The 11,576-nt window shown below is 63.8% G+C and carries 12 protein-coding genes; 10 read left to right on the top strand and 2 right to left on the bottom strand.

Going from position 1 to position 11,576, the window contains the following annotated elements; all coding sequences use genetic code 11:
- The 9 genes from K2W81_RS16025 to K2W81_RS15985 form a co-directional block, all read left to right on the top strand.
- Nucleotides 1-837 (top strand): 2-oxo acid dehydrogenase subunit E2 (locus tag K2W81_RS16025; RefSeq protein WP_294106364.1); only part of this gene is annotated, 837 nt, incomplete at its 5' end.
- Entirely contained in the window at nucleotides 834-1,274 is a 441-nt protein-coding gene (locus tag K2W81_RS16020; protein ID WP_294106361.1) for a hypothetical protein, read from the top strand. The genes K2W81_RS16025 and K2W81_RS16020, both read left to right, overlap by 4 nt.
- The gene (locus K2W81_RS16015; RefSeq protein ID WP_294106366.1) at nucleotides 1,267-1,434 is read left to right on the top strand and encodes a hypothetical protein; all 168 of its coding nucleotides are present in this window, start codon (nucleotides 1,267-1,269) and stop codon (nucleotides 1,432-1,434) included. Before K2W81_RS16020 ends, K2W81_RS16015 begins: the two co-directional genes overlap by 8 nt.
- Nucleotides 1,434-1,664 (top strand): hypothetical protein, encoded by a 231-nt coding sequence (locus K2W81_RS16010; RefSeq protein ID WP_294106360.1) that lies wholly within the window; start codon nucleotides 1,434-1,436, stop codon nucleotides 1,662-1,664. Before K2W81_RS16015 ends, K2W81_RS16010 begins: the two co-directional genes overlap by 1 nt.
- Nucleotides 1,657-2,043, top strand: a complete 387-nt coding sequence (locus K2W81_RS16005; protein ID WP_294106358.1) for a hotdog domain-containing protein — start codon at nucleotides 1,657-1,659, stop codon at nucleotides 2,041-2,043. Before K2W81_RS16010 ends, K2W81_RS16005 begins: the two co-directional genes overlap by 8 nt.
- Before the next feature lie 38 nt (nucleotides 2,044-2,081).
- Nucleotides 2,082-3,494: a dihydrolipoyl dehydrogenase gene (gene lpdA, locus K2W81_RS16000; RefSeq protein WP_294106356.1), complete on the top strand. Its 1,413-nt coding sequence runs from the start codon at nucleotides 2,082-2,084 to the stop codon at nucleotides 3,492-3,494.
- A gap of 8 nt (nucleotides 3,495-3,502) precedes the next feature.
- Entirely contained in the window at nucleotides 3,503-4,126 is a 624-nt protein-coding gene (locus tag K2W81_RS15995; protein WP_294106354.1) for a hypothetical protein, read from the top strand.
- A complete protein-coding gene (locus K2W81_RS15990; protein ID WP_294106351.1) occupies nucleotides 4,119-4,259 on the top strand; it encodes a hypothetical protein in 141 nt (46 codons plus the stop codon). Before K2W81_RS15995 ends, K2W81_RS15990 begins: the two co-directional genes overlap by 8 nt.
- 12 nt (nucleotides 4,260-4,271) lie before the next feature.
- On the top strand, nucleotides 4,272-5,552 hold the full coding sequence (locus tag K2W81_RS15985) for an amidohydrolase family protein (RefSeq protein ID WP_294106350.1): 1,281 nt from the start codon (nucleotides 4,272-4,274) through the stop codon (nucleotides 5,550-5,552).
- Between the two features lie 4 nt (nucleotides 5,553-5,556).
- Here the strand turns inward: K2W81_RS15985 and K2W81_RS15980 are convergent, their stop codons facing one another.
- Both K2W81_RS15980 and K2W81_RS15975 read right to left on the bottom strand, forming a co-directional pair.
- The gene (locus tag K2W81_RS15980) at nucleotides 5,557-6,033 is read right to left on the bottom strand and encodes a polymer-forming cytoskeletal protein (protein WP_294106349.1); all 477 of its coding nucleotides are present in this window, start codon (nucleotides 6,031-6,033) and stop codon (nucleotides 5,557-5,559) included.
- A gap of 97 nt (nucleotides 6,034-6,130) precedes the next feature.
- Complete coding sequence (locus K2W81_RS15975; RefSeq protein WP_294106348.1) at nucleotides 6,131-7,306, bottom strand: hypothetical protein; 1,176 nt, start codon at nucleotides 7,304-7,306, stop codon at nucleotides 6,131-6,133.
- A gap of 248 nt (nucleotides 7,307-7,554) precedes the next feature.
- On the opposite strand from K2W81_RS15975, the gene K2W81_RS15970 reads away from it, so the two are divergent.
- Nucleotides 7,555-11,445, top strand: a complete 3,891-nt coding sequence (locus K2W81_RS15970; RefSeq protein ID WP_294106347.1) for an Ig-like domain-containing protein — start codon at nucleotides 7,555-7,557, stop codon at nucleotides 11,443-11,445.
- Nucleotides 11,446-11,576: the final 131 nt, after the last annotated feature.

Below are 11,576 nucleotides of genomic sequence, written 5' to 3'. Positions count from 1 at the left end.
CGGATCGTCAAGGCTGATGTCGAGGGCGCAACGCCCGGCGCCGCACCTGCGAGGGCCGCAGCGGCACCTGCACCCGCACCGGCCGCGCCGGTGGCGAGCGCGCCCGCCGCGCCTGCGCCTGCACCGAAACCCGCCGCGATCCCCGACATTCCGCACAGCGCCGAAAAGCTGTCGAACGTGCGCAAGACGATCGCGCGGCGCCTCACCGAATCGAAGCAGACGGTGCCGCACATCTACCTCACGGTCGACATCCGGCTCGATGCGCTGCTCAAGCTGCGCGCCGATCTGAATGCGGCGCTCAGCGCGACCGGCGTCAAGCTGTCGGTCAACGATCTGCTGATCAAGGCGCTCGCCGTCAGCCTGATCCGCGTGCCCAAGTGCAACGTGATGTTCACCCCCGATCAGCTGATCAGCTTCGAGCGCGCCGATATCTCGGTCGCGGTGTCGGCACCGTCGGGGCTGATCACGCCGGTGATCACGCACGCTGACACTAAGTCGGTCTCGGCAATCTCGACCGCGATGAAGGACCTCGCGGGGCGCGCCCGCGAGCAGAAACTGAAGCCCGAGGAATATCAGGGCGGCACCGCGTCGCTCAGCAATATGGGCATGTTCGGCATCAAGCAGTTCGAAGCGGTCATCAACCCGCCACAGGGCATGATCATGGCGATCGGCGCGGGCGAGAAGCGGCCCTATATCATCGACGACGCGCTCGGCATTGCGACGGTGATGTCGGCGACCGGCAGCTTTGATCACCGCGCGATCGACGGTGCCGACGGCGCCGAGTTGATGCAGGCCTTCAAGGCGCTGGTGGAGGCGCCGCTGGGGTTGGTGGCTTGAGAGCTATCTCCCTTTTGTTGGCGTTCCTTGCAACTTGGGGTGCAACGCCGTTTTTGGCGTCGAGCCTCTCAACAAGGCTTCAGAGCGAATATTTTGACCATGCTGCTTTGAGTAGGAGCTACGCTGAAGATGGCATAGAGTATAATCCGAATGACTTGATCTCCGGTTTGGAGATCGGTTTTGGATTAGTCGCTGTGCCAATCTTCGCAGCCTTTCTTTTGATCCCAGTACTTCTTTTTGGAACCCTTAAACGCTCGCTTTTTGTCCCGATTTATCTTGTCTTTTCGATGCCATTTTTCATTTGGGCTTACCTTGGGGTTCCTCTTGGGCTGACTGATCAGCAAGGAGGCGAGCTTTTTTGGGGGCTATTGGCGGCTATCACCCCAATGATTTTTCTGCTGAGTTATCTACTGATTGGGAGGCGGCCAAGTGCCTGACACCTACGACCTCATCGGCCTTGGCTCGGGTCCCGGCGGTCGCGTTGCGGCGACCGGCGCACGTCAGCCTGGCTTGAGGATCGCGACTGTCGAATGCGGGTTGCATGGCGGCATCTGCCTCAAATGGCGCCGCTTCACGACCAAAGGGATGATCGCCTGATGATCGGCCGCAAGACCCTGATCGAGCTGGCGCACATCGCCGCGGGCATCGCGCTCGCGCTGGTGATGGCGTGGGGGATGGCCTGGGCCGTGCCGCTGGCGAAGCTCGACATCTGGGCGGTCGATATCGTCTCGATCGTCATCATCCTGATCATGGGCGTCCAGCCGGTGCGCGAGGCACTGGCGGCGGACAGGGCAGCGGCCAAGGGAAGCGCGCCCGCCAATGGCTGAGCCGCCCGCCATTTCGCCCGCGATCCGCGCGACGGCGATGGCGGCGGATGCCAATCCCTATGGCACGGCGTTTGTCGGCTGGCTGATGGGGCAGATGGCGCTGGCGGCGGGATCGGTCGCGTCGCAGCGCTGCAAGGGCCGCGCGCCTGTGGTTGCCGCCGATGGCTTCAGCTTTTCCGCCCCCGTGCAGATCGGCGACGAAGTGAGTTTCTACGCCGCGATCACTGCGACCGGGCGCACGTCGATGACGGTCGCGGTCGACGTCTGGCGGCGCGAGCGCCACGGCGACGGCATCGCGCGGGCCGCGTCGGGTACGTTCACCCTTGTCTCGATGGGAGTGGACGGTCGTCCGGTCCCGGTCGATGGCGCGCTTGTCTAATCCTTAAGCGTCTAACCCTCCCTCCCCAGGAGCATTTTGTGGCAGATAGTTTTGATCTCATCGTCCTCGGTTCGGGCCCCGGCGGCTATGTCGCGGCGATCCGCGCGAGCCAGCTTGGGCTGAAAGTGGCGATCGTCGAGCGCGAGTTGCTCGGCGGCATCTGCCTCAACTGGGGCTGCATCCCGACCAAGGCGCTGCTGCGCTCGGCGGAGATCTATCATTACATGCAGCACGCCAAGGATTACGGGCTGATTGCGGAAGGGATCAGCGCGGATATCGCCGCTGTCGTGAAGCGCTCGCGCGGGGTCGCGAAACAGCTCAATCAGGGCGTCACCCACCTGATGAAGAAGAACAAGATCACCGTCTTCATGGGCGACGGCAAGCTGACCGCCGCGACCGCGCTGACGGTGACCGACAAGGACGGCAAGGCGACCGAACTGACGGCGAAGAACGTGATACTCGCGACGGGCGCGCGCGCCCGCGACCTGCCGTTCGCGCCCGCCGACGGGAAGCGCCTCTGGACCTATCGCCACGCGATGGTGCCGCCCGAAATGCCGACCAAGCTGCTCGTCATCGGATCGGGCGCGATCGGGATCGAGTTTGCGAGCTTCTACAACGACATGGGCGCCGACGTGACCGTCGTTGAAATGCTCGACCGGATCGTGCCGGTCGAGGACGCCGATGTCTCCGCCTTCCTCGAAAAGGCGCTGAAGAAACAGGGCATGACGATCCTGACCGGGGCGGGGGTCGAGAAGCTTGCCGCGACCGACAGCGGCGTCAAGGCGAGCATCAAGGGCCCAAAAACAAAAGATGGGGACGGCAAGATCATCGACGGCGACTTCAGCCACTGCATCGTCGCGATCGGCATTGTCCCCAATACCGAAAATATCGGGCTCGAGTCGCTCGGCGTCGAAACCGATCGCGGCTTCCTGAAAACCGATCCGATGTGCCGCACCAATGTGCCAGGCCTGTGGGCGATCGGCGACATCACCGCGCCGCCCTGGCTCGCGCACAAGGCGAGCCACGAAGGCGTGATCGCCGCCGAAGCGATTGCGGGCGGCCATCCGCATGCGATGGACCCGAAGAACATCCCCGGCTGCACCTATTGCCACCCGCAGATCGCGAGCGTGGGCTTGACCGAGGCCAAGGCGAAGGAAGCCGGATATGAGGTGAAGGTCGGCAATTTCCCCTTCATCGGCAACGGCAAGGCGATCGCGCTCGGCGAGGCCGAAGGGTTCGTAAAGACCGTGTTCGACGCCAAGACCGGCGAGCTGCTCGGCGCGCACATGATCGGCGCCGAAGTGACCGAACTGATCCAGGGCTATACGGTGGGCAAGACCGGTGAACTGGTCGAGGCGGATTTCATGCACACCGTCTTCCCGCATCCGACGCTGAGCGAAATGATGCACGAAAGCGTGCTGGCGGCCTATGGACGCGCGGTGCATATCTAGCGGCAACCATGAAACGGGGAGGCGACGTGATGGGTGAAGAGCGGTTCATTTTCCCGGCGCCCTGCAACGAACCGTGGAGCGCAATGACGCCCAATGCGCAGGGCCGATATTGTTCGCGCTGCACCACGACCGTTCACGACCTGTCGCAACTGACGGCGGCGGAGACTGCCGCTCTGATCCAATCGGGTCAGCCGGTTTGCGCAAAGGCGCGGCTTAGCCGCGATGGGCATGCGGTGGTGGGTGCCGACGCTGGTCGAAAGTCGCGGCTGATTCCTGTTGCCATCGGGACGGCACTCGCGCTGGTCCTCAGCAGCAGCGCGGCGCTTGCCAAGGAGCGTCGCCCCGAAGGCGCGATTGCGGGGCGCGTCGAGGATGGTTGGTCCAACTCAACCGTCACGGCAATCGGCGCGGATGGTGTGCGGCACACCGCGAAGATCGGCTATTATGGCAAGTACAAGATCAAGCACCTGCCGCCGGGTGTCTATCAGATCGAATTTTTCGAGAGCGACGAAAACCGCTGGAGCGGCGGCCAAGTCGTGGTGTCGGACCGCAAAACCACCATCTGCAATACGATCAATCCGAACCCGCCGATCATCGTTGGGCTGGTGGAAATCGATCGCAACGATGGCTGAGGGGGCGGTCGCGGTTTTTGATTTCAGCTTGCCAGCGAGCGGGATGGTCGTGAAGCTGCCCGGCGAGCGGCTGACGGCGACCGACGGCCTGCCGCGCGAGGATTTTGTGGCCCGCGAATGCCCGGTTTATTGAGGATTTGAAGCGATGTTGAAAACTGTTCTCGCCGCGAGCGCCGCGCTGTTGCTGCCGGCTCCCGCATTGGCCGAAACGGTGGTCGTCACTGCCGACCACCTCGTCGATGTCGCCAAGGGTGTGACGCTCGATGAGCCGGTGATCGTCATCACCGACGGCAAGGTCGTGTCGGTCGTGACGCGCGGCGGGGCGCGACCGGTGATTCCGGCGGAGGCGAAGCGGATCGATTTGCCGGGGCAGACGATCGTCCCCGGCCTGATCGACATGCACGTCCATCTCGATTCGGACGCGCGGATCAGCGGGTTCAAGAGCCTCGAATATACCGACAGCTTTTGGCAGGCGCTCGGCGTCGTCAATGCCAAGCTGATGCTCGATGCGGGCTTCACCACCGTGCGCAATGTTGGCTCGGGCAATTACAACGACGTCGGGCTGAAGCAAGCGGTCGAGGGCGGCTATATTGCGGGGCCGCGCATCATTCCTGCCACCTATGCGCTCGGCGCGACCGGCGGGCATTGCGACAACACCGAAGGCCTGCCGCCGAGCTTCGCTGCCGTGCCGCAACCCTCGGTCGCCGATAGCCCCGAAGGCTATCGCAAGCTGGTGCGCACGGTGCGCAAATATGGCGCCGAAGTGATCAAGATCTGCGCGACCGGCGGCGTGCTGTCGCGCTCCGACGCGGCGGGCGCGCAGCAGATGACGCTCGCCGAAATGCAAGCCGTGGTCGCCGAAGCGCATATGCTGGGGATGAAAGTCGCGGCGCATGCGCACGGCACGGCGGGGATCAACGACGCGCTGCGTGCGGGCGTCGACACGATCGAGCATGCCAGCCTCGCCGATGTCGAAAGCTTCGCGCTCGCCAAGGAAAAGGGCGCGTGGTTCTCCATGGATATCTATGACGACGATTACATCCTCGCCGAGGGCGCGAAGAACGGCGTCTATCCCGAAAGTCTGGAAAAAGAGCGCCAGATCGGCCGCAAGCAGCGCGAGACCTTTCGTGATGCCTATCGCGCGGGCGTGAAGATGGTGTTCGGCACCGACAATGGCGGCGTCTTCCCGGCGGGGCAGAATGCGCTGCAATTTGGCAAGATGGTCGAATGGGGCATGACGCCGATCGACGCGATCCGCTCAGCCACCACCAATGCCGCCGACGCGCTCGGCAAGCCGGGGCAAGTCGGCACGATCGCCCCCGGCGCTTGGGGTGACATCGTCGCGGTGACGGGCGATCCGCTGGTCGACGTCAAGCTGCTCGAACACCCGAGCGCCGTCATCAAGGGCGGCGTGCGGGTGAAGTAACCGCTCAGGCGGCGACGTCGCCCTGGAGCAGCAGCTGGTCGGGCGCCTTGGCGACGACCGGCTCGGGATCGCCGATCTTGAGCGTGCCGGGCGACTTGTGCCGCAGATGCCCGTCGAGCGCGGCGCCGTTTTCGATCGTGATCGTCTCATAATCGATGTCGCCGGTGATCTTGGCGGTGCGCTCAATGACCAAGTGACGCACGACGACCTTGCCGTCGATCGTGCCCGTGAGCCGCGCGGTTTCGGCGCGGACATTGCCGGTGATGTGGCTTTCGGCGCCCTGCACGACGTTGCTGGCGTCGACATCGCCCGCGACATGGCCGTCGATGTGGAGATCGGCGCTCGCGCGGATATTGCCGGTGACCGTCACATCGGCGCCGAGCACCGAGAACATGCCGCGCTTGCCATTGGCCGCCACGGTGGGCGGGACGGGAGGCGTGGGTGTGGACCCGGCGTCGCGACCGGTCTTGTTATTGAACATCGCTTGAGCTCCCCGCAGCAGCACCGGGGCTTGAACCGCCCCCGAATCGATCCTGTAGCTAGCACATTAACATGGGGTGGAAGAGCCACCGCTTGTGTCAGGCAACGCGCATCCGCAACGGATTGTCGTTGGCACTGCGCCACAGCAGTGGCCGTGCGACGAGGAAGGTCGCGCTGATCATCGGAATCGCGCCCAGCGCTGCGAGCCACGGCAGCGCGAGCAGATAGGCAGTGAGCGCGAGGATCGAGCCGAGCTGGACATGCGCCTGAATCCGCATCGTTTCGCGCGACGGCGCGGCGATGGCGAGCGCGAGGCTCAAAATATCGGCCATGAAGAAATAGCGGTCGTGCATTTTGGGCAGCAGCCCCGCGACCAGCAGCGGCGCGAGCAAGGCGGCGCGCAACAGCATCGGCGTCGAGAAACTCCGCGCGGTCGCGCCGATTTGCGCGGCGTACCACCCGGTCGCGCCGATCGCGGCGGCGGTCGCGAGGCCGATCAGCGGCGTGGTGATCCCGGCGAGCTGCGCAAACATCCAGATATTGGGTGCATTGCGGGCGATGTCGTCAAACCATTGCGACTGGCGCAAATAGACGGTCAGCAGATCGGCGATCGGCCAGCCGCAGATCGCCGCCGGGGCAAGGGCGAGCGCAAAGGCGGCAGGCGCGTAGAGCCAGTGCCGCACCGGCACTTGCCGCGCGATGACAAGCGCCAGCACGAACGGCGCGCCGAACAGCGCCTGCGCCTTGATCGCAAAGGCAAGCCCACACCAAGCGAACATCGTGCGGTGGCGGCGCTCGACCGCGGCGGCGACGGCCATCACGCAGGGCGCGACATAGAGCGCGTCGCACTGGCCAAGGATTGCACCCGAAATCATCACGCTCGGCAGCACCGGCACGATCATCGCCCAGCGCGCGGCATGGACGACGTTCATCGCGCGCAGCAGCCGCCACACCGACGCGGTGAGCACGAGCGTGCAAAAGAACGACAGCAATTTGATGACGAGCGTGCCCGGCAATACGCTTGCGAGCGGGCTGATGGCGGCGAGCAGATAGCCATAGGGCGGGGTGTAATTGCCGAACGGATGCGCAAACGCCGCGACCGGGCCGACGGCGGCGATATGGCCGAGCCAGGGGAGGTTGTAAGCGATCAGATCACTCGTGGTGAGCTGGATCACCGCGACCTGCCAGCCGAGCGCGACGATCCACGCGGCGGCGAGCACGCGATTGCCGGGGCGCGGAGGGGCTGTAGTGATCTCGCCGTGATGCATCGGCAAGGGGGTAGGGCAGGGATGGTTAGCATGGCGTGAAGCTGTGCCGTGCCGAGATTTCTGCCGCCACAATGCGCTTGATCGCCTTGACGGATGTCGCGAATATGGAGATATCTTAACGATATTTTAGTCGGACCAAGCCCGTCCGGTTCTCGGGCCATGATCATCAAGCCGGGTCCGTCTGCGCACGCAATCGGGACCCGCGGTGCAGCGTGAAGTATCGCACCGATGCGCTGGTAGGGATGGGGGATAGCATGGCCGTTACGACGCGTTCTGGTGCATTGTTCCGCGACACGATCACATTTGATCACGACCGCGCCGACATCGTCCTTGGCGACGCCTATGTCGACATTACTCAGGCGAGCGCGCTTTATTCGATCGCGACTGACCCGGCGCCGCAGCTTACGGCTGCCTTGTTGCCGGATGTGGTGACGGCCCCTGCCAACGCCGCAGGTTCGGCCACCATCCCCACCGACATCATCAACGGGCTCCAGTCGCAAGCGGGCGGCACGCGCGGACAGCTTTTCTTCGGGACCGATGGTTTGCTCGTCGACAAGCGGATTGCCTATTTTAATGAGGGAACAACCGGTCCCGAGTTCCGGATTATCGATAATGCGTCCGGAAACAATCTGCGCGGATTTTCCGTGGAGAACATGGTGGTCGATTCGGCCGCTGGCTTCTACTACGCCATCGTCAGCGACGGCACTGGTGGCCAGAGTGCCTTTCTCATCCGCGGCGCGATCTCGGGCGGGCCGGTAACCGTGCTCGCGGACTATGCCACTGCTTTGGGGGCCTCCAATCCCGACCCGCTTGTCCTTTCGCTGGCGATCGATCCCGTCAACAGTCGCCTTTATGTCGGGATTCAGGAAAACACCGGTATGTTATCCCCGCAGGCGCAGGCGGGGATCCGGCAATATACCTATAATGGATCGACCGGCGCGGTTACCGACAATGGCTTTTTGGTCACGGCGCAAAGCTCGGGCAAGCCGGCCGAGGGGGCCTTCACGCTCTTCGATCCGAACGATATCGAAATCAATTCCGTAACCAACACGCTGTTCTTCACCGAATTTGCACCCGGCGTTCCAAGCGTTGGCCTGTTTCGCCTGAGTCTTTCGTCGCCCAACACGATCGTTCAGGTCGTTAGCCAGGCGCAGTTCCCAGATAGCGGCGCGAACGGTTTTATCTACGATGTTGAGGCCGATAGTTCGACCAACATTACCTATTTCACGACCTTCTCGCAGCGGCCGTCCCCTGACCCCGCATATAATGCTGCGCAGAACCAGATCTGGTATGTGACAAATGCATCGACGGCGACCAATGCGACGGCGGTCGCCCTGTCATTGTTCGATACCAACGGAACGACGAACTTCCGGACCGTAAATACAGTTTTCTATCCAACCAGCTTGATCTTCGATCAGTCGACGCGCCAGCTCTATGTGGCGTCCGAGCAGCTCGGTGGCACCAACGACGACCGGATTTACGTATTCCAGCTTAACGCGGCGGGTACGCAGGGCACGCTGGTCAACACGATCTTTCCGTCCTTTGGAAGCAGTTCGGTCAATCTCACCGCGCTGGCGTTCAACAGCCTGCCGACGTTCAGCACCTTCAACGGAACGGCGACGGCGGCGCTCGAGCAGAGTGCGGCGGTTATCGCCACCGCAGCGGGATCGACCGTCGCCGACGACGGCCGCCTGAACGCGGCCACCGTGCAGATCACCGGCGGGACGTTCACCTCCACCGAGGCGGGCGTCAACAACGACAATCTGGCGGTGGGTGCGGGCTTGCAGACATCGGGCTTGGTCGCGGGCACCAACATCACGGTGAGTTATACGGCGGGCACGCGCACACTCCAGCTCAGCGGTTATGACACGCTCGCGAATTACCAAACGGTGCTGGCGTCGGTGCGCTATTTTTCGGCCGGCAATAATCCGACGAACTATGGTGCGAATACTACGCGCACGCTCACCTGGACGGTCAATGACGGCGCGATCAATCTGACGCCGAATTCGCTGGCGACCACGACGACCACCTTGACGGTAACCGGCATCAACGACGCGCCGACCGCTATGGGGCTGCAGGGCGATATCGCGACGACCACTGAACCGGCGGGCTTGGGGTCGGCACTCCCAGCAGTGAAGATCGATTCGGGGCAGAATGCGACGCTCGCCGATCTCGACAATCTGAATTTCAACGGCGGCTCGATCCGCTTTGCGATCACTTCGGGTCTCGTCGCGGCGCAGGATCGGCTAAACATCGATACCGCGGCGGCAACGACGGTTACGGTTGCGGGCGCCACGGTATCGGTGGGTGGCACGGCCATCGGCACCTTCACCGGCGGCGGCGCGGGCGGCGCCGATCTGGTCGTCACGTTCAATGCAAGCGCGACCCCGGCGCTCGTACAGACGCTGATCCGCGCAATCGATTTCGCCAATACGGGTGGCGACAACCCGACGGCCGGTGCGCGCACGATCACGACGACGCTGAACGACGGCGGCGGGACAGCCAATGGCGGCGTCAGCACGCTGGTGATCACCAGCAATGTGTCGGTCGTTGCCGTCGACGATCCGTCGGTGGCGGTCGCCGACACCGGGGGTGTGAACGAGAACGCGACCGTGTCGATTGCGGTGCTGACCAACGATACCGATCCCGACACCGTGCTGAACGTCAACCGGATCACACAGATCAACGGCGCCGGGTTGACGATCGGATCGCCGGTGACGCTGGCAAGCGGTGCGACCACGACGCTCAACGCCGATGGCACCTTCACCTACAACCCCAACGGTCGGTTCAATTCCCTGATCGACGCGGCCACAGCGGCGGCGACCGGGGCGACCAACTCCAGCGCCACCGACAGCTTCACCTACACGCTGTCGGGCGGTAGCAGCACGACCGTGACGGTGACGATCAACGGCGTCGCCGGGGCGGGCGACCGGCTGGGCGGCGATGCCGGGAATAACACGATCAACGGCACGCCGCTCGACGACTTTTTCGACCTGTCGCAGGGTGGCAACGACACGATCAATGGCGGCAATGGCAATGACGCGTTCCTCTTCGGCGCGGCGTTTACCGCCGCCGATACGGTCGATGGCGGCGTGGGCACCAACGACCAGATCGGCTTGCAAGGCAATTACAGCGGCGCCAACGCGCTGACCTTGGGCGCAACGACGATCACCAATGTCGAAGTGATCGCGGTGCTGCCGGGATTCAGCTATTCGATCACGACGGTCGACGCGAATATCGCGGCGGGCCAGAATTTGACCTTTTTCGGCACCAGCCTGGGCGCGGGCGACAATTTCACGGTCAATGCCTCGGCCGAGACCAATGGCACGGTGCGGATCTATGGCGGGCTCGGCACCGATACCTTCACCGGCGGCGCGGGCGACGACGGCTTCTACTTCGGCCCCGGCCGCTTCAACCCCGCGACCGACACCGTCAATGGCGGGGCAGGCACCAACGATCAGGTCGCGCTCGACGGCAATTACACCGCGACGATCAGCGGCACCCAGCTCCAGAATGTTGAAGTGCTGGTGCTGCTGCGCGGCGTGACGGGCGATCTGGCCAATTACAATATCACGCTGGCCGATGACCTGATCGGCACGGGGCAGACCTTTACCGTGTTCGGGCTGGCGGTCGAGACCGGCTTCACGCTCAACGCCACCGCCGAGACCAATGGCAATGTTACGGTGTTCGGCGGCAGCGGCGCCGATACGATCTCGACGGGGAGCGGCGCCGATCGCATCTTCGGCGGCGGCGGGGCGGACATTCTCAACGGCGGCGCGGGGGCGGATACGTTCGTGTATGATGCGGTGAGCCAGTCGACCGGGGCGACCTATGACCGGATCACGGGTTTCGTATCCAGTACGGACAAGCTCGACTTCAACTTCACCGTGACCGGCGTCGACGCGACCGTGGGCGCGGGCACGCTATCGACCGCGAGCTTTGATGCCAATCTGGCAGCGGCGATCGGAGCGGGGCAGTTGGCGGCGAACCATGCGGTGCTGTTTCAGGCCAATGCAGGTACCCTGAGCGGGCTTACCTTCCTGGTGGTCGATGCGAACGGTGTCGCAGGTTATCAGGCGGGGGCGGATTATGTCATCCAGCTCGTCACCCCGCCCGCGTCACTGGTGACGGGCGACTTTATCTGATCCGCTTCATCGGTCGGGGGCCAAGGCACCCGGCCGATCCCCATTGACGCCTCCCTGCCTCCCCGCTATGGGCACCGCTGCTTTGCGGGAGATGCGTCTCCTGCTTGCTGCTTGAACATTGCCGGATGCGC

Origin of the sequence: Sphingomonas sp. (genome assembly GCF_019749955.1) — a bacterium.
In the GTDB taxonomy this organism is placed as follows: domain Bacteria; phylum Pseudomonadota; class Alphaproteobacteria; order Sphingomonadales; family Sphingomonadaceae; genus Sphingomonas.
Note: the sequence above shows the minus strand (reverse complement) of the source record. Positions and strands in the feature narration are given on the sequence as shown.

Bases quoted from the DNA above. Each gene is read 5' to 3' on its own strand.
- K2W81_RS16010 (WP_294106360.1), top strand. From the start codon at position 1,434: ATGATCGGCCGCAAGACCCTGATCGAGCTGGCGCACATCGCCGCGGGC.
- K2W81_RS15985 (WP_294106350.1), top strand. From the start codon at position 4,272: ATGTTGAAAACTGTTCTCGCCGCGAGCGCCGCGCTGTTGCTGCCGGCT.
- K2W81_RS15980 (WP_294106349.1), bottom strand. From the start codon at position 6,033: ATGTTCAATAACAAGACCGGTCGCGACGCCGGGTCCACACCCACGCCT.
- K2W81_RS15990 (WP_294106351.1), top strand. From the start codon at position 4,119: ATGGCTGAGGGGGCGGTCGCGGTTTTTGATTTCAGCTTGCCAGCGAGC.
- K2W81_RS15970 (WP_294106347.1), top strand. From the start codon at position 7,555: ATGGCCGTTACGACGCGTTCTGGTGCATTGTTCCGCGACACGATCACA.
- K2W81_RS16005 (WP_294106358.1), top strand. From the start codon at position 1,657: ATGGCTGAGCCGCCCGCCATTTCGCCCGCGATCCGCGCGACGGCGATG.
- K2W81_RS15995 (WP_294106354.1), top strand. From the start codon at position 3,503: ATGAAACGGGGAGGCGACGTGATGGGTGAAGAGCGGTTCATTTTCCCG.